At 46.2% G+C, this 25,034-nt stretch carries 24 protein-coding genes and 1 other RNA gene; 14 read left to right on the top strand and 11 right to left on the bottom strand.

The window, feature by feature from the left end:
- Positions 1-126: 126 nt before the first annotated feature.
- A complete protein-coding gene (xylB, locus tag HQN90_RS18435) occupies positions 127-1,644 on the top strand; it encodes a xylulokinase (protein ID WP_173221544.1) in 1,518 nt (505 codons plus the stop codon).
- 520 nt (positions 1,645-2,164) lie between these two features.
- Here xylB and ssrS read toward each other — a convergent pair.
- From ssrS to cshA, 3 genes are all read right to left on the bottom strand, one after another.
- Positions 2,165-2,346: non-coding RNA, 6S RNA (ssrS, locus tag HQN90_RS18440), on the bottom strand.
- Between the two features lie 58 nt (positions 2,347-2,404).
- The gene (locus HQN90_RS18445) at positions 2,405-3,226 is read right to left on the bottom strand and encodes a YesL family protein (protein WP_173221353.1); all 822 of its coding nucleotides are present in this window, start codon (positions 3,224-3,226) and stop codon (positions 2,405-2,407) included.
- A gap of 213 nt (positions 3,227-3,439) precedes the next feature.
- The gene (gene cshA, locus HQN90_RS18450) at positions 3,440-5,056 is read right to left on the bottom strand and encodes a degradosome RNA helicase CshA (RefSeq protein ID WP_275942595.1); all 1,617 of its coding nucleotides are present in this window, start codon (positions 5,054-5,056) and stop codon (positions 3,440-3,442) included.
- A 280-nt stretch (positions 5,057-5,336) separates the two neighbouring features.
- Here cshA and HQN90_RS18455 point away from each other — a divergent pair, with 280 nt between their 5' ends.
- From HQN90_RS18455 to HQN90_RS18485, 7 genes are all read left to right on the top strand, one after another.
- Positions 5,337-5,873, top strand: coding sequence for a DUF4178 domain-containing protein (locus HQN90_RS18455; protein ID WP_173221355.1), 537 nt, complete (start codon positions 5,337-5,339; stop codon positions 5,871-5,873).
- 50 nt (positions 5,874-5,923) lie between these two features.
- Positions 5,924-6,634: a DUF4247 domain-containing protein gene (locus tag HQN90_RS18460; protein ID WP_173221357.1), complete on the top strand. Its 711-nt coding sequence runs from the start codon at positions 5,924-5,926 to the stop codon at positions 6,632-6,634.
- A 150-nt stretch (positions 6,635-6,784) separates the two neighbouring features.
- A complete protein-coding gene (locus tag HQN90_RS18465) occupies positions 6,785-7,606 on the top strand; it encodes a YitT family protein (protein ID WP_173221359.1) in 822 nt (273 codons plus the stop codon).
- A gap of 130 nt (positions 7,607-7,736) precedes the next feature.
- Positions 7,737-7,931, top strand: coding sequence for a hypothetical protein (locus HQN90_RS18470; protein ID WP_079413795.1), 195 nt, complete (start codon positions 7,737-7,739; stop codon positions 7,929-7,931).
- A gap of 130 nt (positions 7,932-8,061) precedes the next feature.
- The gene (locus HQN90_RS18475) at positions 8,062-8,298 is read left to right on the top strand and encodes a Sec-independent protein translocase subunit TatA/TatB (protein WP_173221361.1); all 237 of its coding nucleotides are present in this window, start codon (positions 8,062-8,064) and stop codon (positions 8,296-8,298) included.
- A 383-nt stretch (positions 8,299-8,681) separates the two neighbouring features.
- The gene (locus HQN90_RS18480; RefSeq protein WP_173221363.1) at positions 8,682-9,857 is read left to right on the top strand and encodes a putative glycoside hydrolase; all 1,176 of its coding nucleotides are present in this window, start codon (positions 8,682-8,684) and stop codon (positions 9,855-9,857) included.
- A gap of 114 nt (positions 9,858-9,971) precedes the next feature.
- On the top strand, positions 9,972-10,988 hold the full coding sequence (locus HQN90_RS18485; protein ID WP_246362599.1) for a D-2-hydroxyacid dehydrogenase: 1,017 nt from the start codon (positions 9,972-9,974) through the stop codon (positions 10,986-10,988).
- A 52-nt stretch (positions 10,989-11,040) separates the two neighbouring features.
- Here the strand turns inward: HQN90_RS18485 and serS are convergent, their stop codons facing one another.
- From serS to HQN90_RS18510, 5 genes are all read right to left on the bottom strand, one after another.
- The gene (gene serS / locus HQN90_RS18490) at positions 11,041-12,321 is read right to left on the bottom strand and encodes a serine--tRNA ligase (protein ID WP_173221365.1); all 1,281 of its coding nucleotides are present in this window, start codon (positions 12,319-12,321) and stop codon (positions 11,041-11,043) included.
- A 306-nt stretch (positions 12,322-12,627) separates the two neighbouring features.
- Positions 12,628-13,596: a 6-phosphofructokinase gene (gene pfkA / locus HQN90_RS18495; protein ID WP_173221367.1), complete on the bottom strand. Its 969-nt coding sequence runs from the start codon at positions 13,594-13,596 to the stop codon at positions 12,628-12,630.
- A gap of 35 nt (positions 13,597-13,631) precedes the next feature.
- Positions 13,632-14,657: a tetraprenyl-beta-curcumene synthase family protein gene (locus HQN90_RS18500; RefSeq protein ID WP_173221550.1), complete on the bottom strand. Its 1,026-nt coding sequence runs from the start codon at positions 14,655-14,657 to the stop codon at positions 13,632-13,634.
- A gap of 31 nt (positions 14,658-14,688) precedes the next feature.
- Positions 14,689-15,321, bottom strand: coding sequence for a hypothetical protein (locus HQN90_RS18505; RefSeq protein ID WP_173221369.1), 633 nt, complete (start codon positions 15,319-15,321; stop codon positions 14,689-14,691).
- A 30-nt stretch (positions 15,322-15,351) separates the two neighbouring features.
- Positions 15,352-15,666 carry a hypothetical protein gene (locus HQN90_RS18510; protein ID WP_173221371.1) on the bottom strand — a complete coding sequence of 105 codons (315 nt, stop codon included), beginning with the start codon at positions 15,664-15,666 and terminating at the stop codon, positions 15,352-15,354.
- Positions 15,667-15,845: 179 nt separating this feature from the next.
- On the opposite strand from HQN90_RS18510, the gene HQN90_RS18515 reads away from it, so the two are divergent.
- The 6 genes from HQN90_RS18515 to HQN90_RS18540 all read left to right on the top strand — a co-directional run bounded on the left by HQN90_RS18515 (position 15,846) and on the right by HQN90_RS18540 (position 22,305).
- On the top strand, positions 15,846-17,180 hold the full coding sequence (locus HQN90_RS18515) for a multi antimicrobial extrusion protein MatE (protein WP_173221373.1): 1,335 nt from the start codon (positions 15,846-15,848) through the stop codon (positions 17,178-17,180).
- A gap of 22 nt (positions 17,181-17,202) precedes the next feature.
- Positions 17,203-18,378: an MFS transporter gene (locus HQN90_RS18520; RefSeq protein WP_246362601.1), complete on the top strand. Its 1,176-nt coding sequence runs from the start codon at positions 17,203-17,205 to the stop codon at positions 18,376-18,378.
- Positions 18,379-18,407: 29 nt separating this feature from the next.
- Positions 18,408-19,100 carry an ATP-binding cassette domain-containing protein gene (locus HQN90_RS18525; RefSeq protein ID WP_173221375.1) on the top strand — a complete coding sequence of 231 codons (693 nt, stop codon included), beginning with the start codon at positions 18,408-18,410 and terminating at the stop codon, positions 19,098-19,100.
- Positions 19,097-20,449 (top strand): FtsX-like permease family protein, encoded by a 1,353-nt coding sequence (locus HQN90_RS18530; RefSeq protein WP_173221377.1) that lies wholly within the window; start codon positions 19,097-19,099, stop codon positions 20,447-20,449. Before HQN90_RS18525 ends, HQN90_RS18530 begins: the two co-directional genes overlap by 4 nt.
- Before the next feature lie 12 nt (positions 20,450-20,461).
- On the top strand, positions 20,462-21,562 hold the full coding sequence (locus tag HQN90_RS18535; protein WP_173221379.1) for an efflux RND transporter periplasmic adaptor subunit: 1,101 nt from the start codon (positions 20,462-20,464) through the stop codon (positions 21,560-21,562).
- Positions 21,563-21,657: 95 nt separating this feature from the next.
- Entirely contained in the window at positions 21,658-22,305 is a 648-nt protein-coding gene (locus HQN90_RS18540; RefSeq protein WP_173221381.1) for a nitroreductase family protein, read from the top strand.
- Between the two features lie 80 nt (positions 22,306-22,385).
- Here HQN90_RS18540 and HQN90_RS18545 read toward each other — a convergent pair whose 3' ends face one another.
- Genes HQN90_RS18545 through HQN90_RS18555 form a run of 3 tightly spaced genes read right to left on the bottom strand, consistent with a single transcriptional unit; the run spans position 22,386 to position 25,029 of the window.
- Positions 22,386-23,171, bottom strand: a complete 786-nt coding sequence (locus HQN90_RS18545; protein ID WP_338042350.1) for a gamma-glutamyl-gamma-aminobutyrate hydrolase family protein — start codon at positions 23,169-23,171, stop codon at positions 22,386-22,388.
- Positions 23,146-24,063: an oligopeptide ABC transporter permease gene (gene opp4C, locus HQN90_RS18550; protein WP_173221383.1), complete on the bottom strand. Its 918-nt coding sequence runs from the start codon at positions 24,061-24,063 to the stop codon at positions 23,146-23,148. Before opp4C ends, HQN90_RS18545 begins: the two co-directional genes overlap by 26 nt.
- A 15-nt stretch (positions 24,064-24,078) precedes the next feature.
- Positions 24,079-25,029 (bottom strand): ABC transporter permease subunit, encoded by a 951-nt coding sequence (locus HQN90_RS18555; protein WP_173221556.1) that lies wholly within the window; start codon positions 25,027-25,029, stop codon positions 24,079-24,081.
- Positions 25,030-25,034 lie beyond the last annotated feature (5 nt).

The raw sequence follows: 25,034 nt of genomic DNA on the forward strand, positions 1-25,034 counted from the left end.
GAAGGATTTTTCTGTCTTTCTGCGAATATAGTAGTTGAATAATCTTTGTATATTCAATAAACAAACAAAGATGTTATGAATTATCAATACTTAACTAACAAAGGGTGAATCTTCTTGGCGTATTTTATGGGCTTGGATTTAGGAACTTCCGCAATCAAATGCATTCTCGTGGATGCGGACGGTCATGTCATCGGCAGTCATAGCATTGAATATCCGCTTCAACAGCCATTTCCCGGCTGGGCGGAGCAGCACCCGGAAGATTGGTGGAACGCCACCGTAGAAGGAATTCGCGCGTTGTTAGCGAAAACGAACACCGCCGGCGAGGCAATCTCCGGCATTGGCTTCTCCGGCCAGATGCATGGGTCGGTCTTCTTAGATGAAGCGCAGCAGGTGATCCGTCCTGCGCTGCTCTGGTGCGACCAGCGCACAGCGGAACAGTGCGCATACATCGAATCGACCGTCGGCGAAGCCGAGCTTGGTCGATTGACAGGCAATCGGGCGCTGACAGGCTTCACAGCGCCCAAGGTCATTTGGCTCCGGCAGCACGAACCGGAGCACTACGCGCGCGTTCGGCATCTGCTGCTGCCGAAGGACTACGTCAGGCTGCGCCTGACGGGCGCGTTCGGCATGGATGTCGCCGACGCCAGCGGCACCCTGCTGCTCGACGTGGCTGCGCGCAGCTGGTCACAGACCGTCGCTGAGCGGCTGGACATCCCGCTTGCGTGGCTGCCGCCGCTCTTCGAGTCCGGCGACATTGCCGGCCACCTGCTGCCGGAAGCCGCCAGCTTGACCGGCCTTGCCGCCGGCACGCCAATTGTAGCTGGCGGCGGCGACCAAGCCTGCGGCGCCGTAGGCGTCGGCGTCGTGCGCCAAGGCATCGCCTCGGTGGCGCTCGGCACTTCAGGTGTCGTCTTCGTGCATGACGACACCTACCAAGTCGATGAAGCGCACCGGCTTCATTCCTTCTGTCACGGCGTGCCAGGCAAGTGGCACCGCATGGGGGTTATGCTGGCGGCCGGAGGCTCGTTCCAGTGGTGGAGAAACCACTTTGCGCACGAAGAGCTGGAGCGTGCGCAGCAAGAAGGCAAGGACATCTATGAAATCTTGACGTCTGAGGCAGCCTCAGCTCCCCTCGGAAGCGAAGGACTGTTGTTCCTTCCCTATTTATCCGGGGAGCGCACACCACATCCAGATCCGAAGGCTCGCGGCGCCTTCATCGGCCTTAACCTGCGCCACGGAAAAGCACATCTCACCCGCGCCGTTCTCGAGGGCATCACTTTCGGTCTCCGCGATTCGATGCAATTAATCCGCGAATCCGGGATTGAAGTAACCGAGCTTCGCGTGAGCGGGGGCGGAGCCAGAAGTCCTTTCTGGCGTCAGATGATCGCCGATATCTTCGGCATCCCAGTCGTTACGGTTAACTCGACAGACGGACCTGCCTACGGCGCTGCTATCATGGCTGCTTCCGGTGTGCTAGGCGTTGATATTACCACCCTATGCGAAAAATGGATCCGTGTTACCGATCGCATAGAGCCTGTTAAGGAAAATCAGCAACAATATGATGCTTATTACCAATTATATCGCGGTTTATATGGCACTCTTCAGCATACTTTCCACCAGTTAAGCGATTTGGCTGGACATTAGTTTGCCAGGATGGATCGCCTTTTACATATTCATCCCTAATCGATCTAACTTCAGTATGAAGCTGGAATTAACATTACGAGCGCATAGACATTTGGTCAACCAAGCGAAAATTGCTAAATAATTCTCACCAAAGGGAACTAAGGTGCGCTATTTGACTCAAAATCCAATATTTACAGCTGAAAGAGAACTACGATCCCTTATTCCACCACTTTTAGGTGAAATTTCAGCAAATTAGACAAATTAGCGGATCATAGTTCCGTCTGACTAGCCAAACGGCTGTTTGGATGACGAATAAGGGAACATAGTTCCCTACTCTGCATCAATGTGATCAATGTGATCAATGTACTCAATGTGCTCATAATCACACATCCCTATCCCGCCAAACCCAAACTATATCTCGCATACAACCATAATTAGGCAGGCATGCTTCCCTAAATCCTATAAACCCAAAAAAGCCTCGAATCCATTAAACGGATTCAAGGCTTTTGTAATTATCTTCATAAGCAAGAAAATAGGCACAAAAAAACCCGCCTATGCCGTCCGGTTTTGGTGCTTCAAACCCGCTCTCGCAGGTGGGTGTCCGCAGAAGTGTATTTGAGGTCCCCTTTCGAGGGCATGTCAGCCACACTTCAATGTAGGTCTCCCTAGAAACAGTCATTGGTTTAAAACAACTTAAAACCGTTACGAACATCGCAGGATTCTTTTGTAGTTCTTATTATAGTGCCCAGCGAGCTGATTATCAACTGGCTGGGATTATTCTCTATTCTTTGTGAGTATCCTCTTTTTTATGCAAACTAATTTCGACATCGCTTTTTTCGCTCTCAACTTCACCTAGCTCTTGTTCCTGAGCCTCAGCCAGCTTCTGCTGTTCCTTCTCCTCAAGCTCCTGCTGCTTGATCTGCAGCTTCGTGAAACTTCGGTTGAACTGCCAGAAAGAGAACGTAGCCATAATACTGCCCATAAAAAACACAACAAGGAAGAAATTGAACTTCGTCACACAAATATAAAGGATCACACCATTACAAATTAACAAGACGATCGAATTGATCGGATTACCAATCGTAATCAGAATGGAATTCTTCAGTATTTGAAAAATCTTCATGTGCAAATGCACCATAATCGAGAAAAAATTAAACAAGGAAATAAGAATAATGACCGTGAATGCAATAAACAAAACGGCCAAAACGCGCAGCGTGCTTCCCTGCTTCAAATAAAAGAAGTAGTTTACTGCGATAACTACAAAAATGATAACAAAGAAAATGCCGCCAACCATGCTTTGCAGGTAATTTTCTTTATATCCACGGAAGTAGGTTTTCAGCAGTGGAACATCTTCTTCACCTGTGACCCATTTCCTTGCTACTGTGAACATGGCAGAGGTTGCCGGAAATAAAGTAAACGGTGCCAAAATAGCCAATATCGGTAACATGGACTTCAGAGCATCAGGTGACTGGCTCACCAAACCCATAAATGCAAAAAAGAAAACCGGAATCGAACATACGAGCCAGAGCAGATTGATCACCGATAGGCGCATTATCCATTCTGATATTCTGTATAGTCCTCCCATAACACCTCTAAACTCCAAAACCGCTTCCTCCTTAGCGTTTCCTAATGGAAACTTTCTACGTTGATGTTATAACCCAACTTTAACGGAACTTGTCTTGCTTCACGATATGGTTTAATTATAGCCTATTTTTCAGTTTATAGGTAGACGTCTAGTCGTTATAGCTACTTCAACATCAATAAAAGGCGAAGATCCTCAAGAGGATCTTCGCCTTTTCATTTTGGGTACTAACCCTTATTTATTTACAAGTGTATCTTCGCTTTTGCGAGGAGCTCTGGAACGATCACGGTTTCCGGAATTGTTGCTGCCGTATTCGCGATTTCTGGAAGAGGAACTGCTTCCACCTTCTCTGTTTGAACCATAGTCTCTGCTATCTTTGCGCGGGTAACGGGAGTTCGAGCTGCTGGAACCGCCGGAATTGTAGCCGCCACCTTGACGACGATCGCCTGAACCTGATGAGCTGGATCCTGAACCGTATCCACCGCCAACGCGTCTGCCTGAGCTGCGCACGTCGAATTTTTTCTTTCTTGCACGAATCGGATCTTCTGGTGTTAATTCAATATTTGTTTCCTTTTTGTCGCCTGTCAGAAGCTTCATCGCTGCTGCAAGAAGATTTACGGAATCATATTGCTCCAACATTTGAATAGCAAGACCTTTGAATTCACCTTGCGTATCATTTTGTAAGACATCAAGGATACGCTCAGCTGTCATTTTTTGTTTACCTTCGATGGCTTCAGCCAAGCTAGGCAAAGGTTTTTTGCTGATTTTATGGCGCGTCACTTTCTCAATGAAGTGCAAGTGATCGATTTCTCTTGGTGTTACGAACGTCCAAGCCGTACCTTCTTTACCTGCGCGGCCTGTACGACCAATACGGTGAACATAGCTTTCAGGGTCTTGCGGAAGGTCAAAGTTAATTACGTGCGTTACGCCAGAAACGTCTAGACCACGCGCCGCGACATCCGTAGCAACCAATACATCGATGCTGCCGTCACGGAATTTGCGCATTACGTTATCACGTTGATTTTGGGACAAGTCACCATGTAGCCCTTCAGCTGCATAGCCTCTTTTTTGCAAAGCTTCTGCTAATTCGTCAACACGGCGTTTCGTACGACCGAAGATGATCGCAAGATCTGGAGCTTCCATGTCGATCAAACGGCTAAGTGCTTCGAATTTTTGTTTTTCATGCAATTCAATGTACGCTTGGTCAATTAATGGCGCGCTGACTTGTTTAGGAATTACCGAAACATGCTCAGGGTTGCGCAGGAATTGTTGCGCCAATTTTTGAATGTTAGCTGGCATTGTTGCCGAGAACAACATCGTGTGACGCTCTTCCGGTACTAATTTGAGGATCGATTGGATATCATCCATGAAGCCCATATCGAGCATTTCATCTGCTTCATCCAAGATGACCGTTTGTACATCATCTAACTTGATTGTTTTGCGGTTGATATGGTCAAGCAGACGGCCTGGTGTACCGATAATAATTTGCGGTTTCTTTTTCAAAGCGCGAATTTGCTTAACGATATCCTGTCCACCGTAGATAGGTAAAGAACGAATGCCTTTGAAACGACCGAGTTTTTCAATCTCTTCCGCAACCTGAATGGCAAGTTCCCGAGTTGGACACATAATAAGAGCAGAAATGCGCTCTTCTTTGGTATTGATTTTGTGAATTAGCGGAATACCGAAAGCAGCTGTTTTCCCTGTTCCTGTTTGCGCTTGACCGATCAAATCCCGGCCTTCCATGGCTAATGGGATCGTTTTTTCTTGAATTGGTGTGGATTCTTCAAAACCCATCTCCGTAACAGCGCGTAAAATCGCCGGCTCTAAACCAAACTCTTGAAATGTTTTCAAATAAATTCAATCTCCTTTTGTACAGGGCAGGCTAATGCCTTGTATCTTTTTTACCCTTAAGTACGACTTCCTATCCGTATCTATAGTTTCTTGGTGGAATACACTTTCGATTCATCATCTTCCATGATCCAATTGGCCGCCCTTAAGAACATCTAAAATATTATAGCACAAGTCATATACACATTTCCAGAGGCTACTTTCAAATTGGGAACGAAACCTTCCACATAATCAAAGCGTATTACATGTTAGTACAATAATCGGAACAGAGGAGAGTTTTATTATGTCCATATTTAAACGAGTTGGCAGCATCCTGCGCAGCAATAAAGATGTCCCTCCTACAACACCTGTTGGCAACCCACTAGAAGATGCTCGAGTTGGAGATATTGTCAGTGTAGACTTAGAAGAGTATGTCGTATCTGGCAAGACCATTTATTTTGACCGCGGTTTTGCTCCCCATCGTTACGCTTATTATTTGCAAAGTGGCAAAAATATTCAGTGTCTAATCGTGGAAAAAGGGCGAACCTATGACTGTTTCATTTGCAGCTTTGTCGAAGGTGCGCTTGATGATCCGAATGATGTGCCTACACGCCTTGAACTAGATGAAGATGTGACCTTTGATTTGGAGTATCATCGCAATGATGTGACTCGGACAGAAGGAAATACCGATTTCCGTAGCGGAGATGATGTTATCTTCTGGCGCTATTTCGGACCCGATCAACGCTTTTTCTTTCTGCAATGGCAAGATGGGAAATTCATTGCGCTTGAGGGCGAACGAACGCCTGGCAATCAGATCAAATTTTTAAAATCGACGCCCTAAACAACCTATGTTATCATTAGTAAAGTTTGGAAAGGAGGGACTACTGCAAAGTGAAAAGATGGACTTCTTGGCTTTCCTTTTTATTGATCATCGCCCTCCTTACCGCGTGTGGCGCTGATGCCGGACGTTATGTCAAAGATCAATACCCCCTAGTCAGCGTAGATGGCAAGGGCAGTGATCTATCCAGGGTTTATTCCGTAGAGGGCAAAAGCGTCCCCGCGGTAGCGACCGAAATTGCAGCGAAAGAATCACCGAAAGAAAAAAGCAAGGAATCTGAGGATCAAATGTTCCTTGTTTATAATGACAAGGTCATTAATATTCAAAAAGATCCCAAAGACAGTTCGAACACCCTGGTTCAAATCGATAGTATTCAATATGCCAAAACACATTATGATTCCTCTTTCTTGCAAGGTTATTTGACCGCTACCCTGCTTCAATCCTTATTTGGCGGCAGTTGGTTCAACAATAGAGGAAGTTACGATTATAGAGGATATACCCGCACTCCAACCTATAATGCCGGACCGGGTAAAACAACCACACCAGCGACCGATACTTCTAAAGATAAAAAGCCTACAACATCTGATCGAACCGGAACCTTTAAGACAGGCACGGGTTCAGGTGCAGGATCACCTAACACAGGCAGCAGTTCGACAACACGGAAAAACGATGGCTCCACTACGAATAAGGTAACCAAACCATCGAGCAGCAAAACCACCAAGCCAAGCACAAGCTCGCGTTCAGGTTCCTTCAAAAGACGATAATCCGCGCACATGAAGCTGTTGTCCATGAATTGGACACAGCTTTTTTATTTCCAATTCTTTTAATTGAACAGAGGTTAAATAATGATTGAAGTTTTGAAAGAATGAATTATACTTGCATTATGCTGCATACTATTTTAGAGGTGATTTTTTTTGAAAAAAGCGCTAGATGTTCTTGTCATTCTAGTTGGCGCACTGCTTGTCGCGGTTGGCTTCAACATGTTCCTCATCCCTCACCAACTGCTTAGCGGAGGAGTTTCCGGTTTTGCAATGATTATCGGTTATTTTACAAATTGGAACATTGGCTTCTTATATCTATTATTCAACTTGCCATTGATGATTTGGGGATTAGTTTCTATTGGCCGAAGATTTATTATGATCAGTGTCTCCTCCGTTATTTTGACGGTATGGCTGATGCAAATTCTGCCTACCAGCTATGTGGCTCAGGAACCGATTCTTGGCGCTGTGTTTGGTGGCGTTTTAATTGGAATCGGGAGTGGAATTACCTTAAGAATTGGTGGTTCAAGCGGCGGCTTCGATATCGTCGGTTTGATTTTAACGCGCAAGTTCGATTTCCCTCTTGGCACGATCCTATCGTCTATGAACGGAATTGTCATTGTTGCCCTAGGTTATTTTAAACATAATTGGGATCTTGCACTCTTTTCTATGCTGGCGATCTATATTAGTGGCAAAGTCGTTGATACGATACATATTCGCCACGTGAAAGTGACTGCTTTTATTGTTACCAAACAGAAGGATGAGTTGATTAACGAACTGCTTCTGCTCCCGCGCGGTGTGACGCTTGTGAAGACGGAAGGCGCATATACCAAACAACAGCATGATATGTTGATGACCGTCATTACCCGTTATGAGCTTGTTGAACTAAAGCGAATTATTAAGCGAATTGATCCCAAAGCATTCGTGAATATCGTAGAAACGGTTGGGATTGTCGGCGAATTCCGCAAGCTTAAATAAACTTTCGTGCTATCCGCCTCTTTATTCCGCTGTGATTTGTGTTATAATGATTGTAATTTCATATAGTTCTGGTTGTTAACTTAAATGGTTCAGGCGTAGTTCTTATTCTAATCTTTTGATTGGAAGGGTGATGCTTGTGGAGACAGTCAAATTATCCAGGATTGTAATGAAATTAACACCCGAGTTGTATCCCTTCTTAACCAGCTGCGAGCTGGACTCCGAGATTGTCCTCCGATTTGGGATTGAGGCGCTCGAAGCAGAAGATGTCATGGAAATTATTCAATTCAGTATTTCGGAACATCATAAAGACGCCCTGTATCACTAACAGGGCGTCTTTCTTCATTTTTTTTCGTTTTTTATGCAAAGTTATGTAGTTTGTAATAATTAGGGTATATGGGTTATGATAAGAGCATGCTATACTGGAACTAAAGATTAAACTACTGGAGGTGTCTAGCATGGGAGCATTATCACCTTGGCACATTATATTAATAGCAATTGTTGCCCTACTTTTGTTTGGGCCAAATAAATTGCCGGAGCTCGGCAGAGGATTCGGTAAAATGTTTCGCGAATTCAAAGATGCAACGAGCGGAAATGGCGGAAATTCCACAATTGAAGAGCAGCCTGCATCGGTTCGCAAAGAAGTTAATCCTGCGGAAGTAACGAATGCCGATTCAGGACAAGCGAATAAATAAATGTACATACACCCGTTGCCTTATGCATCCGGGTGTTTTTTTATGTATTTTTGCCCCATCCTTTCCACTCAACCATCCCCCTACCGAACCGCTAATAATCCCGGTAAGCCCCATGAACACCATAGCGAAAATCGATTGCCCTGTTGAACCAAATTGCTCCGGGAGCAGTCGAACTACATATTGGACTGCAACAATCTTGGCTACTTCTCCCAATCTCTCAAGCAGCATAAGGACAGAACCCATAGTACGAACAGGATATTTTTCACAAATGAAAGTTCCAATTATCTTCTTCTTTCTACAATCATCTACAAATTCCCTCTGTGCGTAGTTTACACCTTGCTTTATAATAAAAGAAGTACAAGATAGGAGAGGACTTATACATCATGGAAATTTTACTAGCTTCACTCGCCCTTATTTGGGGCAATGTCACGGCCGCTAACCCTGATGCCAATTTTGAACAGCTAGTTCAAGCTTCCTTGAATGCCAAGAACGCTGTAGCTGTCGTACAGCCTACACCAGGGTCTAGTCCACTTGATCCGCTCAACAAACAGGATCCACAGAAGGATGCTCCCAAAGTTAAAGGCATTTACTCAACTGCTCACAGTGCCGGAGGTGCTCGTCTCAACACCCTAGTGAAACTGATGGATGACACCGAATTGAATTCAATGGTCATCGACGTCAAGGATGATTGGGGCTACATTACTTGGGAAACAGGCAATGCGGACTTGGATGCCATGGGAACTACACAGAAAATTATTGGCGATATGCCGGGTTTAATGAACACACTGAATGAGCATAAGATTTATCCGATTGCTCGTATCGTCGTTTTCAAAGACACGATACTTGCCAAGAAGAAACCGGAGTGGTCCTTCGTCAACCCTGACGGCACGCTCTGGGGCAATGGCAAAAACCCGCCGGATAGCTTCGTTAATCCTTATAACAAGGAAGTTTGGGATTACAATATCGCTGTTGCGAAAGAAGCCATCAAAGCTGGGTTTAAAGAAATTCAATTCGACTATGTCCGATTCCCGGAAGGTTTCGAGAAAAGAGCTGACACACTTAAATATACCAAAGATGAGCGCTCTCGTATCGATGCCGTTGCCTCCTTCGTCAAATATGCCAAGGAGCAAATCGAACCTCTAGGGGCTCGCGTTTCCGTTGATATCTTCGGGTATGCCGCTTCGGTTCCGGCCGCTGAGGGGATTGGACAGGATTTTGAGAAAATCTCGCAAAATGTCGACGTCATTGCCCCGATGATTTATCCGAGTCATTACAGCACAGGCTGGTTCGGCTCCAAGGTGCCGGATGCTGCCCCATTTGCCACAATCAACGGCGCCTCCAAGGATACCAACAAGAAATTGGAAGCCATTGATAAAAAGGGCTGGAAGCCTATCGTTCGGCCATGGATCCAAGATTTCACGGCTTCCTGGATACCTGGTTACATTAAGTACGGTAAACATGAAATTGAAGAGCAGATTCGGGCCTTGAAAGAAAATGGCATTGAAGAATACTTGCTATGGAATGCCAACAATAACTATACACCTAATGTGAATTACTAAGCTATGCATGCAAATGCAAACACCCTGAGGGCTTTAAAAGCCTTCAGGGTGTTGTGATTTTATGGACGATTTTACTTTCCTTTTCGTTTTGATTTATCATAGGGAACAAGCGTTATGTTAATGCAATGGCTTTGCGTAGATACGGTACCTATCAAACTTACAGGAGTTGAAGCTGAAATGAATATTGTTGCCATCACCGGTATGGATTTGACAGTCATGCAAGAACAAATGCCGCAAGACTTGAAGGATCGCTGTCAGTTTCATTGGTTTCAATCCTCAAAAGGCGCGGAAGAACAAGTCGCTGAAGCGGACGTCATTGTTACGGCGGGACGCATCAATCCAGATATCATGAAACTGGCTTCCAAGCTGAAATGGATGCAAACTTTATCCGCTGGCGTCGATAAGCTTCCTCTTCAAGAATTGGCAGAACGCGATATTCCCTTGACGAATGCACGCGGGGTCCACACGATCCAGATGAGCGAGTTCACATTAAGCTTAATGCTCCAGTGGGTCCGCAAAGCGAACCTGCTTCATGAGCAAAAGCTAAATAAAATATGGAACCATGAGGTCCAAGTTGGCGAATTGCATGGCAAAACGCTGGGTATCATCGGCGCAGGCGCCATTGGCGATGCTGTTGCTCGCAAGGCCAAAGCCTTCGATATGAAAGTCATCGGGCTTAATCGTTCGGGAGATCCTCAACCATCCTTTGATTCTACCGTTAGTGGCGAGGAAGGTCTGAACGCACTCCTCTCCCAAAGTGACTTCATCGTTCTTTTGCTGCCAAGCACCGCCAAAACACGCGGATTTATCACGAAAGAACATCTCGCCCTCATGAAACCGAGCGCACTGCTAATCAATTTGGCCCGCGGCGATGTCATTGATGAAGCGGCCTTAATCACGGCACTTCAAGAAGGCAAGTTAGCCGGTGCAGCTCTTGATGTGTTTGAGCAGGAGCCCCTGCCCGCAGCTTCTCCATTATGGCAGTTGGACAATGTTATCCTTACCCCGCATATTGCCGGAGCTTCTGCTCACTATACCGAGCGTGTCTCTTCGATCTTCTACCATAATTTAAGAGCTTTTCTGGATGGCGGCGAGATGATCAATGTCGTGAATCTGAACGAAGGCTACTAACAGGCAAAAACACCTTATCCCAGCTGTATACAGACAGGGATAAGGTGTTTTCTCATTTCACAGGGATCGCCGAAAGTCCTCTCATATAAGGTCTCAGCGCCTTGGGTATATAAATCGAGCCATCCGCTTGTTGATGATTCTCAAGCAGTGGAATGAGAATTCGCGGAGTAGCAACGGCTGTATTGTTAAGGGTATAGCAATAGCGCAATTCACCGTTCTGATCGCGGTAACGCAAGCCGCTGCGGCGCGCTTGAAAGTCCAGCAGGCTCGACGACGAGTGCGTTTCTCCGTAAGCTTGGCGGCTAGGCATCCAGGTTTCGATGTCAAACTGCTTATAATTTTTTGCTCCCATATCTCCTGTACATACGGCAACTACGCGATATGGCAGCTCTAGCATTTCAAGAATGTCTTCTGCGTTTCGAGTAATTTGATTTAACAGGCGCTCCGCTGCATCTAGGTCGCTTTCACACAAGATGACCTGCTCTACCTTGGCAAATTGATGAACACGGTATAAGCCTCGCACATCTCTTCCCGCCGAACCCGCTTCTTTGCGGAAGCAGTTCGATACCGCTGCTAGCCGAATAGGCCCCTGCGATAGTTCAACGATCTCACCGGCATAATACGAAACCAAAGGACCTTCTGAAGTGCCCACCAACCATTTATCATCTGGCAATTCATAGGTCTGATCTTTACCCGCTGGGAAAAAGGCCGCATGGATCAATGTCTCTTCCCGGACCATCAAGGGAACATCCATCACGGTAAATCCACGATCATTCAGGAGATCAATCGCAAGCTGCTGAACAGCTCTGTGCAGATGAAGACCGAACCCTCTGAGATAATAATTCCGGCTTCCTGCAACCTTGACGCCTCGCGGAAAATCAAACAAATCGAGATCTTCACCGATCTGCATATGATCTCTTGCCTCGAACTCGAACTCGGTTGGCGCGCCGACGACTTTGAGAACGACATTCTCTTGATCCGTAGCGCCAATCGGTGTTTCCGGCGATGCCAAATTAGGGACTGTGAGCATAAGCCACTTAAACCGTTCTTCCAGCTTCCCTAACTCTTCTTCATCCAGCAGTAATTGCTGGTTATGCCTCCGAACTTCTTCCTTCAAAACTTCGGCTTCTTCCCATTTCTTCTGCGCAATCAGCTGTGCAATCTGAGCCGAAACTCGATTGCGATCTGTTCGCTGCTGATCCACTTGCTGCAGCAGCAGCCGTTTCTTTTCATCCACCTGAAGCAGCTCATCCAGAGGGCAATCCACCCCTTTGTTTACTGCTGCTTCTTTCACTTCTTCCTGATGTTTGCGAATCCATTTGATATCCAACATATGAGCCACCGCTTCCTTTTTCGAGTATGAGAAAAAGACAAAAAACGCCCTTGTCCGATTGGGACGAGGAGCGTTCTGCTCGCGGTGCCACCCAACTTGATGAAGACAAAATCATCTTCATCCGCTTGGTTCCGCGATAACGGGCGGTGCCGGTCTATTTAGAGAATGGCCAAGCAGGTTGGCCTTTCCGATCACAAACGTCTCCGAGTTGGATGCTCTTCACTGACATAATGTCGATTTGTACGTTGTTCGTTATTATAGTCGAAGTTCAGTTCCCGGTCAATAGACGGATGTCTGCGTTCCCGCTTACTGGGATAAACGGCTTGCCAATTCGTACAGCTCCATGTTAAAGGCACGCTTCGTGTTGACAACTAGATCAATATCCGTTGCTACCAGCTCTCCTTTGATCACGCCACATGCTTTGGAGGAGTCGCCTTCTATCAGTCTGCGCACTGCAAAATCACCAAGTCGGCTAGCTAAAATCCGGTCATTATGCGTTGGCGCTCCGCCACGTTGAATATGGCCAAGCACCGTTACACGCGGCTCGATTCCGACAACCTCAGTAATTGTCTTCGCAATGCCATCGCCCGTACCTGCTCCTTCAGCAACCAGAATGATACTGTGACGTTTGCCATGGGCGAAGTTATCTTTCATTCGGTTTGCCACTTCATGAAGATCAACTTCAACCTCTGGAACAATAATCGTTTCTGCGCCACTGGCTAGTCCAGCATAAAGCGCAATTTCTCCGCAGTGACGTCCCATGACTTCTACGACAGATGAGCGCTCATGAGAAGTCATCGTATCACGCAGCTTATTGATCGCATCCACAACAACGCTTACTGCGGTGTCAAAACCGATCGTGAAATCAGTGAAAGGGATGTCATTGTCAATCGTGCCCGGCAGCCCCATCGTTTTGATTCCTAATTTGCTTAACTTGTTTGCACCTTGATAAGAACCGTCTCCACCGATAACGACCAACCCGTCAATTCCGCGATTTCGCAAATTCTGGGCGGCGATTTGCTGGCCTTCCGGTGTCAAAAACTCTTTGCAGCGCGCTGTTTGCAGGATGGTACCCCCACGTTGAATAATATCGCCTACGCTGCGCAAATCCATTTGGCGAATATCATCGTTAATTAAACCATGGTATCCCCGCTGCACGGCATACACTTCAAGGCCATGGAATAATGCGCTTCTTACAACCGCGCGCACGGCCGCATTCATCCCTTGAGAGTCTCCTCCGCTTGTTAACACTGCTATTGACTTTACTGCTGACATTTCTTTTTCCTCCTTCAAATTCTTCTGCATGACATTCATGATGTTGTGCGGATAAACATGCTATTTAGCCAGAAAAATAACCTTGTTAATGGACTATTTTTCATAAGACGCCTCGATACATTCTTCACTTGCTGCTGTCCCTTCACCTTAGGATCAGATAAATACAGCGCAAGCAAACCTTCGATTATCATACGATGAAATCGCGGATGTTCCAAGAACAAAATTTTACTGCGAGCCTCCTGCACAATAAAAGCAATTCTTTCCACAGTTACATCCATGGATGAATAATACGTGCAAAAGTTCAGATCTCCACCAACAATATCTTCTTCCTGATCAATGAGATAATCAAGCAGAATGTGCAAGCCGCAGACGTAAGGGAAATAAGCCTCTCGAATGGATTCCACCTGTTTCTCACTCAAATGAGGATCACAAGCTGCAAGAAACAGCATAAACATGCCTAACGTCGAACCCGTAGCAGCCGCAAACTCATTCCATGAAATCTGTCGATACTGATGCTGGTGTTGGTCCCACCACTGGTGCAGCTCCTGCTCACGCTTGTCTTTGCGAATATGCTTGTACACTTGCAAATCGCAGTATAGCGCAACAAATTCTCGCACCTGATCAGCAACTTTACCATAGGTCGGCAAGGTTTCTATACAGGATTGACACTTTTGGACCAAGTCCTTTAAATAGTCCCCATCCTCTTTCTCTTGTCGGTAGGCATAATAATCATTCAATGGCTTAGCCGGATCCACGGCATCCAGCATCGACTGGTGGAGCTGCCGAAAATCCAAGGGATCCAGTGACGTGCTGCGATCACACAGATTATCCAAATAGTCGCTAATGGTTTGAAAAGCAACAATGAGTGGAATTAGAATGTGACGCATCGACAAGTTAGCTGCCGCATAGACAGCGCCACCCTGACAATGAAATTGTTTCGTCGCGATACTGGCCAGAGCTTGCGTACGCAGCTCAACATCCGGAATATTCGTCGCTTTCGCTTTCCATATGGCTAGCTGCTCGCCGACATCCGGTAAGATGTAGCGATAAACCCTGAGCATCAAACGAAGTGGACCTTGGGGAACCATTGAGCTACTTTTGTCCAATTGCTTCAAGCAGACTTCCTCCACAACTTTGTTCATAACAATACTGCAGCAGAAGCTGCATCTCATAGCGCTGAATATGCCGTAACCAGCCATCGACGATCGGATTCTGAACTAAGGACACCTGCAGCTCAACCACGTCAATGAAAACACATGGATTCCACACAGGAGAAGTAATCAAAACCTCAAGCTTCTGACGAAGCGCATCATTGTCTAAATCCGCTAAATCTTTTACGTTTAAATACTCTCTCACACAACCAATTAAGCTTGAAAAAATAGGATGATGACCCACATCATTAAACCAATATTTGGAATTGCTATAATCACCCTCCATACGATGCATCAAAGCATGCCAATAGCTGCCTGTCGCATTCGTAATTTCCTGGGCAATATCATGCGATTTATCCAAACTCTCATTAAGCAGATAGAGACCAGCTTTGATGGCCAGGCCATATGTTTCCTGCTCCGGATTGCCTAACGTAAGCGTGCTTGGTACCAGCGCTTCTATGTTCGCATCCATGGCTACATCCCATTCTTCAATCGGATATAAGGCGGGCAGATGCTCCAAGAGCGGCTTCGCAATAGCTTCCAGCCAAGTGGCTCCCTCTTTATTGCTATGCATGCCAGTCACTCTCCCTTTCATTAACAACCATTAATGGTGGGTCTTCGATTCCAAGTCCTGATTCACACGGAACCAAAGGTGAAGATCATTTATGATAGAAGCCAAATCAGCGATTTCGGAATTCAAACGGCATGAAATTGGAAAATCGTCTTCTCTGTCCAGCTGATTTTGTTTGTAAATAATCGAAGCTTCCAGCTTCATGATACGGTCAGGGATCGCACCGCGAATTTGTTCCCAACGCAGCAAAATTTCAACGCGCACCTCGGACGGATAAGCTTCCCAATCGACATCCAGCACGGGAATCTCAATGCCCAATCTTTCAACATAGTGAAAATAATTACTCATTACTCTGTATTACCTCCTTGCTGTACAAACCAGTTGCAACAATTTCAAGAAACATTCTACCTTTAAATGTATCACTTCAAACCCTTGGTTTCCAGTTAAAATTGTATGTCAACCTGATTTCATTTTCTGGTATACTAAAATAATGTTTTAGACGGGAACTTTAGTTAGGAGAGATTTAGATGATTGCTTCGACACGCAAAGAAAACATCTCATGGAAACAGCTCATCTCCTTTTTTCTACCCCTCGGACTTTCAGCTACATTAGTTACCCTCTCACACGTTATTATTAATAGCACCTTGGCCCGGGCGGATAACTCCGAAATGGTCATTGCCAGCTACGCACTCCCTCTAAGTCTGCTGGGTCTTACAGAGAAACCGGTTGTCCTGCTTAGACAAGCTTGTTCCGCCCTCGTTAGAGACCGAATCTCTTTCCGAGCCATGGCTGCAGTCAGCTCTTATGTATTCGCGTGTATCATTCTTCTTGGTCTTATACTATGCTACACACCTGTCGGAGAATGGGTTTTTCTATATTTCTTTGGCGTTGAACGCGAATTGCTAGCCACTACGCTAAGTGTGTATCGAATCCTCATGTATGTGAGCATTTTCTCCGGATTACGCTGTTTATTTCATGGCATTATTATTTTTAATATGCGAACGAAATGGCTGACCATCGGGATGTGCGTACGCATACTTGTGATGTATTTATTATCGCTGTACTTTATTACAACGAACAACGTATCTAGTGGACGTGTAGGAGCTATTATTTTTCTGGTAGGTATGGTCATTGAAGCTCTTGTAGCGATATGGGAGGGAACCAGTCTACTACGCAAGGTGATTCCGGAGAAGGCGCCTGGTCATCCGATCGAGACCAAAAAACAAATTTTCAGCTTCTATAAGCCTCTCTTATATTCTTCCGTGATCGCTGTTGTCATCGGTCCAGCCATTAATGCGATTTTAGGAAAAACGACACACATCCATTTGGCGATTTCCGCTTTCGCCATTGCAGGGTCTTTGACCCAGTTAGTTCTGAGCTTCTTTTCTTACATACATCAAATTGTGCTGAACTTCTATCGCAAAGATGCGAACACTGTGTTTCGTTTCATTCTTTTGCTTAGCTTCATTCCAGGGACTCTCATCGCCATTCTGGCCTATACACCTCTTGGCCCTTGGTTTATGACCCATGTGATGGGCGTCAATGCCGAACTAAGGCAAGCTAGTCTTCATGCGATGCGTATTTTTATGATCATGACAATTGTATTTCCGTGGCTAGATTATATGAATGGCATTATTATGCTGCGTGGTCAAACAAAAATCATGGTTTTCTCACAATCAGCAAATGCTATCATTACGATCTTAACTCTCTTTATTTCCATTTCGCTCGCGCCGGGCTGGAATGGCATGATTGGCGCTTTGGCTCAATCTGTAGGCACTTTAGCAGAGCTTATTGTCGTGGTTTATGTGCTCAAACGCACCGCCGAAAACAATCAGCCAAGTCTTTCTACAAAAAATTTGTAAGGAAATCGAGTGATGATCACCTATGCGTACGTCTATTAATATGAAGTCAGATGATTCCCTGCTCCGATTGTTCACATTTTCTTTTTTTATGACGATGGGCATTGTCGTTACTTTCTTTCCATTGTACTTTGATTACAAAGGGTATTCCAAGCTTCAAATCGGCTTGCTGTATGCGATTGGCCCCCTTATCGGGATTGCGACTAATTTATTGTGGGGTTTCCTCAGCGATCGTTTCCAGACGATAAAGAAAATCATGATTATTCTTATACTGGGACAATTGGTAACGTCCATTCTTGTATTTACGGCAGGATGGTTCTCGTTGCTGTACGTTTGTTTGGCTGCGTTTTTCTTCTTCCAACAACCGGTAAATTCATTAAATGACAGCCAATTAATGCTGAGTATACGGACGAGTGGCAAAAGCTATGCTTCCTTTCGAGTCTACGGCTCGATCGGCTTTGCTGTTTCTGCCGGAGGCTTTGGCTTGCTTCTTAGACATTATGGTACAGGGCTCACGCCTATTCTATGCTTATTTACCATCGTCTGTACTCTAGTCATTGTTTTCCTGCTGAAGGATGCCCGTCAAGGCGGCAAAAAGATGGCCTTCGGCGGTATGCTGAGCATTCTGCGTTCCAAGAAATTTCTGTGGTTCCTTGTGCTTATTGTCATCATGTCCGTTTCCCATCGTTTCAATGACGGCTTCCTTGCCCTGTATATGAGGCAGCTCGGCGCTTCAGATTCCCTCATCGGCTATGCTTGGATGACATCAGCGCTCAGTGAAATTCCAGTTTTCTTTTTTCTCAGCAAGTATGGACACCGCTTTAAGGAGCTGCCTTTACTAGCCTTTGCCGGAATCATCTATGCCGTTCGTTTTTTCATTATGAGCTCGATTCATGATCCATCCTGGGTCATTTGGATTCAAATGCTGCACAGCTTGACGTTTGGTATTTTCCTATTCACGGCAAATCGTTACATAAGTCAACTTATTCCCGATGAATACCGGTCTTCCGGGCAAGCCATTTTCGCTGTGGCCTGGTCGAGTGTTGCCGGCTTGATCAGCGGGACATTGGGCGGCTGGATCTTTGATGCCGCAGGCGGAAGCACTGTCTATGCCATTGCCGCATGTTTGTCGATCGTAGCAGCGATTGGTTTTCTTGGAACACATCTGTTTCAGAACAATGAAAGTATGCTCGGCAGGTAATGAATTTGTAAAAAGAAGGGACTGGTTACGTGTTAACCATTGAAAGGTTATCTCACAGTTTCCGTACAGGACTAGACGAAACCCCCGTTCTTCATGAGCTTAATTTCCGGGTAGAGCAAGGAGAGATGGTTGCTCTGCTCGGCAGCTCAGGCTCCGGGAAATCTACGCTGCTGAATCTAATGGCGGGTTTAATGAAGCCGACAAAGGGCAGTATTTTAATTGCTGGACAAGCGATTGATAAAATGAACGAAAACCGCTTAGCGGAATTTCGGCGGACACATATCGGTTTTATTTTCCAATCTTATGAATTAATTCAACATTTAACCGTTCGCGAGAATGTTGAACTCCCGCTTGTCTTCCAAAGCGTTGCAAGCCAAGAACGCAAGCAAAAAGCGTTAGCTCTTCTGCATAAGGTTGGCATTGGCGACAAAGCCGAGATGTTTCCCTCTCAACTTTCGGGGGGGCAACAGCAGCGGGTCAGTATTGCCCGTTCGCTCATTACGAATCCTGCCATTGTTTTCGCCGATGAGCCTACTGGAAATCTGGATACAAAAACAGAGAAAGAGATCATTGATCTCTTGATTGACCTGAATAAAAACTCTGGTATTACCTTTGTTATTGTGACACATGAACATGAGGTTGCCAGTCGAACAGAACGTATTTTGCAGCTTCGCGATGGCTATTTGCTTGAAGACAACGATCAGGCAGGTGAAACCGGGTGAAGCTCAGAGATTATCTTCGTCTTGGCTGGGACCAGCTGCAGCGGCGCAAGGTTGTAACGGCGCTTTGCACCGTCGGCATCGCCATTGGCTCGGCTTCCATCATGGTTGCCCTCGGTTTTGGAGAATCCATTCAACACTACAGTCAAAAGCAATTAAGCTTCTATCTCAAAACAGATGAGATTACTGTCGTCGATCAAAGCAATGATCCGAACAATCCGGCCAAATTAACGACAAGCAAACTCGATCTTATACGTACATTACCGCATGTTAAATCGGTCGCCAGCTTCCAGGATCTGGGTCAGTTCAACTTCACGGTCGATGACGGCAAGCAAAGCTATCTTCATCTCTACGCTACCGAACTGGATACACTTGAAGATTTCGACGCTAAGTTTCAACAAGGCGGCGCCAGCAGCCAAAACAACCTAATCGTGTTCAATTATGGAGCAACGCTTGGTCTCATGGATATAAAAACGTTGGAAGCACGCAACAAACTAATGCAGCAAAATCCGAGCAAGGAACAGGACGAAATCTTCCGTCAAATGGACGTTCTCCCTTATGCCTTATACCAGAAGCAAATCCTCCTAAAAGCCAATAACTATCAGGAGCAGTCTGCGAATCCAGCGGGTGCCAGTGCGACTCAGCCTAAAGAGATAACTCTTCGTGTCACAGCCGTACTTAAGAAGCCGGAGGGAATGCCGGAAAATATGCTGCAAGGAAACAAAACGGCCTATGTGTCGCCTCAAACAGGTCTTACTATTCTGGAGTCTCTCAACAAAGCTTCAACGAATGGACAGCCCCGCTACTCCGAAGTCAAAGTCAAAGTCGATAGCAGCAGCAATGTGAAGCAAGTCGATGAATGGATCAAGAAGCTCCGGCTTACGACACAGACGAATTTATATCAAGAAGATCGGATGAAAGGCGAATTCGCCATTGTTCGGCTGCTGCTTACCGGCGTTGGTCTGTTTGTTCTTTTCGTAGCTTCCATCTCCATTGTGGTTGCAATGACGATGTCCACTCATCAGAGGCGCAGACAGATTGGGATCATGAAAGTACTTGGGGCCAATTTAAAACAAATCCGCAATATGTTTATTGTGGAATCATCCCTTCTCGGCATGCTGGGTGGGTTTGTAGGTATTCTACTCTCCTATTGGGTCATATGGGGAATTAACTTAATCATTATCCGCTTCGGCTCCGATGGTCGAGGCGATTCCCCCGAAATCTTATTTATCAGCTTCTGGATTCTTCCTGTCGGCATGTTCTTTGCGATTATGACAGGCGTTCTATCGGGCTTATATCCAGCAGTAAAAGCTTCCCGAACAGATGCGTTAACGGCCATTAAACGAGAATAGGAGATTGCCAGCATGAGGAAAAAGAAAACTTGGGTGCTTATTCTTACAGCAATCATTATCTGCGGGATCAGCAGCTTCTTATACGTATCCAGCCACCCAAAGTCCAAAAACGCCAATCAAGCAGACTCTGCTTCTGCCAAGGCTTTGCAATTCAAAATCACAAAAGAAGATCTAGTTAATAGCATTGAAGTCAAAGGGAAATCCTCCTATGCGAAGGAGACTCGTATTTACGCCCCTTTCACCGGCGAAATCAAAGCGTGGAACGTCACTGACGGTGCTCAGGTTGCAAAAGGACAGTTGATATTTGAACTCGACGGCTCCCCGCTGCGCGGCGAAATCGCCAACCTTCAGTCGACACTGAAGAAACAACAACTGGAGGCTGATCTCGCTAATTTCAAAGCTGCCGGACCCCAAGGGGATGCGGGCAGCGTCGCTTCCGGGACCGTGAACGAAGATGAGGCCAGAGGGCGCTTTGCCACAGCCGAGGGACGCAAGATTCAACAGCAGCTCAATGAGGTGAACGATACCTCGCTTCAGCTGCAATTGGCAAAAAAACAAGAAAAAGTAGAACAAGCTGTGTTCAATGCTCCTGATAGTGGCATTTTCTTATTCGAGGATTCAGCCAAAATTCCTAAATCCGTCGAAGAAAGTGCCCGAATAGGGAAAATCGTTGATTTGACGAAGCTGCAATTGGTCTGCACCGTCGGGGAATTCGATGTTTTCCGTATTAAGCCGGGTATGCTCGTACAAGTCAAAGTTGAAGCCCTGAAACAGAAAAAGCTTCAAGGCAAGGTTGAGAAAGTATCGAAGTTTGCCAAATCAGGAACAGACCAAGGAACGGGCTCCGCACAATTCGAGGTCACCATTTCTTTGGAGCCTGACGATCAGTTGATTGCTGGCCTAAGCCTGACAGGAACCATAGAAACCGAAAAGAAAGCAAGCACCGTCGTCGTTCCAACTTTAGCTGTGATGCACGAGAAAGAAGTTTATTACGTTATGCTGCAGACTGCGCAAGGCGCTGAGCGGCGTGAAATTGAGATCGGGCTGGAAACACCTGAGAAAACCGAAGTCCTAAAAGGGTTAAATGAAGGCGATACGGTTGTGCTGCAATAGTAAACTGGCATATAATATGCATTAAGTCTTAGTACCAAGTAATAAAATACAACCGCTATGGACAAATTGATTTGCAAAGGCAGGTAACCGTTTCAATGAATTATAATGATTTCAAAACAATTGTATTAGAACGACGTAGTGTTCGAAACTTTACAGAGCAGGCCGTCTCTATGGAGGATATTCGTGAAATTATCGACTGCGCCAGATATGCGCCAAGCGATACGAACTCCCAAACCTGGAAATTCATTGCCATTCGAAATACAGAAAAAATTAAACACATTGAACAACTTACGTGGGAGCAGCTCCACGCTCGCGCTGCTGCTGCTGAGCAGAACGGACTTTCCCGGGAAGCTCGCTTGCTGGTGAAATCTTTCGGCCCTTACGCAACTGCGTTCTCGGATGCTCCTGTGTTAATTATTTGTTTGGCTACCCCCTACGAATCCAAGTTCCGTGATCGCATTTTCGATCCGATTCAACTTGTTGAAGAGCATGTGTGGGCGGAGGAAGGCATCAAGAGCTCTTGCCTCGCTTCCCAGAACCTGATGCTTGCTGCTCATGCCAGAGGCTTGGCAACGTGCCCTATGACAGGTCCTGTGCTGCTTGCTCAAGATCAGATTCGTGCCTACCTGGACATTCCAGAAGAATGTCAAATCAATATGGTTATTGCCTTGGGCCATCCCAAGGAGCGTCCAGGCAAGCTAGCACGCAAAGAAGTTGATGATATTCTGCAAATCATTGATTAAAGAGTTCCCCATCACATAGGAACACAGGAGGCTGCCCTCAAGGTATTTCAACCTTATGGGGGCAGCCTCTTCTTTAACGATTACACCAGTGCTGACTTCGCCACTGCCCATTTTGTGCTTTGAGCAATAAATTCCTCGAAAAGCCGCTTCGTCCATCTATCGTCTTCAAATAGTGATTCCGGGTGCCACTGTACGCCAATGGCAAATGCTAGGTTCGGATCTTCTACGCCCTCAACCACACCATCTGGAGAATTCGCAGTCACAATCAAATCGGAGCCGATCGTACGAATCGACTGATGATGGAGACTGTTAACACGAACACGATTTCGTCCAAACATTCGCTCCAAATAGCTATTCGCTGCAAGATGAACCTCATGAGAATCCTTATTTCTTGGAATACCGTGTTGAACATGCGCAAGGGTTGGCGCGTATTGACTAGGCAAATCCTGATAAAGCGTTCCCCCGCGGGCAACGTTCAGCACCTGCATGCCTCGGCAGATGGCCAAGATCGGCTTATCCGCTGCTAATGTATAACGTATAGCTTCCAATTCAATCTGGTCACGTTCCGCAAATGTAACCCCAAGCTCAGCAACAGGACATTCTCCATAATTGGCAGGGTCAACATCCTCACCTCCCGTGAAGAGAATACCATCACATAGCTCGACAAGCTGTTTATAAGTTTCAAATGAGGTTAGAGGCAGAACAATCGGAAGTCCTCCACTCGCCTCAATACTTCGATGATAGTCTTTGTGAACGTAGACACCTTCGCTGTATTCATGGAGTTTGACAATCGTGCTTGTTATACCGATAACAGGTTTCAAACGAATCCCCTCTTCTTGCTTATTGTTTGGCATCCAGAGCGTCACGCAAGCCGTCTCCTACGAAATTAATCGCAAGCACAGTTAATAAAATCATCGCTCCAGGCGGAACCCAAAGCCAAGGCTGGTCTGTCAGCACCGTCAGGGACTGTGCATCTGTCAGCATATTGCCCCAGCTAGCAGTCGGAGGCTTGACACCCATGCCGAGGAAGCTGAGCCCTGCTTCGCTCATAATCGCCGAGGCAATGCCAAACGTGGCATTGACAATAATTGGACCGATCGCATTAGGCAAAATATGCTGAAATAAAATACGCGGCGTGCTCAGTCCGAGCGCTACGCCAGCCTTCACATAATCGAGCTGTTTAATCGACAGCACGCTTCCTCTAACCAGCCGCGCGACGCCCGGCCATGAGAACAAGGCTAAGACCAGGATGATCGTGGTCATATTCGATCCCAGCACGCTAATGATGACCAAGGTAACCATCAGAAAAGGAAAGGCCATGAACATGTCCGTTATCCGCATGACAGCCATATCCAACCAGCCGCCAAAATAAGCGGATACGATGCCTACTAACGTACCGAAGGTCACGTATAGGGAGACCGTGACAAACCCAACGATCAGAGAAACTCTTGTCGCATAGATGAGACGACTCACCACATCTCGGCCGACCTGATCCGTACCCAGCCAATGCACCGCCGATGGCTTCGCGGAGAAGATCGCTGTCACCTCTTTGGGATCATGCGGAGAGATCAGTGGAGCTGACAAAGCAACAGCTATGAGCAACAGAGTAACGAACAGCCCGGCTACCGCTAGCTTGTGTCTAGTAAAGCGGAGCCAGAACTGCCGCAGCGCGCTGTCCGCAGCTTGCTCATCTGCTATATACGCGGTGATGACCGGTTGTAAGAGACCCTCTTTCAGTTGATACTCCGATAAGGCCATACAATTACCTCCGAATTAGTTGTAATTAATTCTAGGGTCCGCAGCTGAATACAGCAGATCCGCTAACAAATTCGTCCCCAGCACGATCAAGGCTGCCACAAGATTCAAGCCCATCAGCGTCGGATAATCGCGGGAGAGAATCGATTGCATGGTCAGCTGGCCAATCCCAGGCCACTGAAAAATCTGTTCAATCAGGATGCTCCCTCCAAGCAGCAGCGGGATTTCCATCGCAATCACCGTAATAATCGGGAGCAGCGCATTGCGCAGTGCATGCTTGTTCGTCACCCAGAACGGATGAAGCCCTTTGGAAATCGCTGTGCGCAAATAATCTTGCTTCATCACATCGAGCATACTGGCTCTTACGTATCTCACCTTTTTGCCCGCGATAACAATACCCAGCACGAAAACAGGGAGAATTAGATGACGGACATAGTCCCAAACGCCGCCTGTACCTCCAAGGGTGGTCATCCCGCCCGTCGGCAGCCATTTGAGCTGAACCGCCACAATATAAATGAGACCAAGCCCCAGAAAAAACTGCGGAATAGACGTTCCGATAAAAGATAGGCCAGTCATCAAGTAATCGAATTTCGTATTTTGTTTCACAGCGCTCACAATGCCAATCGGCAGCGCAATAAGAATGGCAAACAACAGTGCGCTAGATGACAGCAGTAAAGTAGGACCGATGCATTGGCCAATCATTTTGGTAACCGGAGCATAGGAACTGAACGAATAACCAAGTTGACCTTGAAGTAAATTGAAAAGCCACTTGACGTATTGCAGCAACAAGGGATCATTAAGTCCAAGTAGATTTTTCCTCATTTCCAGCAATTCCTTCGGCGTATTCGGATCGATGAACATATCCACTGGGTTTCCTGGCGCTAGTTTAATAATGAAAAAGTTAATGACCGTGATGCCAAACAAGACTGGTATGGCGATAAGGACACGACGTATGATGTAATGAAGGATCGTAC

It is taken from the genome of Paenibacillus alba (assembly GCF_013204855.1).
Taxonomy (GTDB): domain Bacteria; phylum Bacillota; class Bacilli; order Paenibacillales; family NBRC-103111; genus Paenibacillus_E; species Paenibacillus_E alba.

Coding starts and splice junctions, on each gene's coding strand:
- xylB (WP_173221544.1), top strand. CDS start 127: ATGGGCTTGGATTTAGGAACTTCCGCAATCAAATGCATTCTCGTGGAT.
- HQN90_RS18455 (WP_173221355.1), top strand. CDS start 5,337: ATGTCCATATTTAAACGAGTTGGCAGCATCCTGCGCAGCAATAAAGAT.
- HQN90_RS18470 (WP_079413795.1), top strand. CDS start 7,737: ATGCTTGTGGAGACAGTCAAATTATCCAGGATTGTAATGAAATTAACA.
- HQN90_RS18475 (WP_173221361.1), top strand. CDS start 8,062: ATGGGAGCATTATCACCTTGGCACATTATATTAATAGCAATTGTTGCC.
- HQN90_RS18480 (WP_173221363.1), top strand. CDS start 8,682: ATGGAAATTTTACTAGCTTCACTCGCCCTTATTTGGGGCAATGTCACG.
- HQN90_RS18485 (WP_246362599.1), top strand. CDS start 9,972: ATGTTAATGCAATGGCTTTGCGTAGATACGGTACCTATCAAACTTACA.
- serS (WP_173221365.1), bottom strand. CDS start 12,321: ATGTTGGATATCAAATGGATTCGCAAACATCAGGAAGAAGTGAAAGAA.
- pfkA (WP_173221367.1), bottom strand. CDS start 13,596: ATGTCAGCAGTAAAGTCAATAGCAGTGTTAACAAGCGGAGGAGACTCT.
- HQN90_RS18500 (WP_173221550.1), bottom strand. CDS start 14,657: ATGCTCAGGGTTTATCGCTACATCTTACCGGATGTCGGCGAGCAGCTA.
- HQN90_RS18505 (WP_173221369.1), bottom strand. CDS start 15,321: ATGCATAGCAATAAAGAGGGAGCCACTTGGCTGGAAGCTATTGCGAAG.
- HQN90_RS18510 (WP_173221371.1), bottom strand. CDS start 15,666: ATGAGTAATTATTTTCACTATGTTGAAAGATTGGGCATTGAGATTCCC.
- HQN90_RS18515 (WP_173221373.1), top strand. CDS start 15,846: ATGATTGCTTCGACACGCAAAGAAAACATCTCATGGAAACAGCTCATC.
- HQN90_RS18520 (WP_246362601.1), top strand. CDS start 17,203: ATGCGTACGTCTATTAATATGAAGTCAGATGATTCCCTGCTCCGATTG.
- HQN90_RS18535 (WP_173221379.1), top strand. CDS start 20,462: ATGAGGAAAAAGAAAACTTGGGTGCTTATTCTTACAGCAATCATTATC.
- HQN90_RS18540 (WP_173221381.1), top strand. CDS start 21,658: ATGAATTATAATGATTTCAAAACAATTGTATTAGAACGACGTAGTGTT.
- opp4C (WP_173221383.1), bottom strand. CDS start 24,063: ATGGCCTTATCGGAGTATCAACTGAAAGAGGGTCTCTTACAACCGGTC.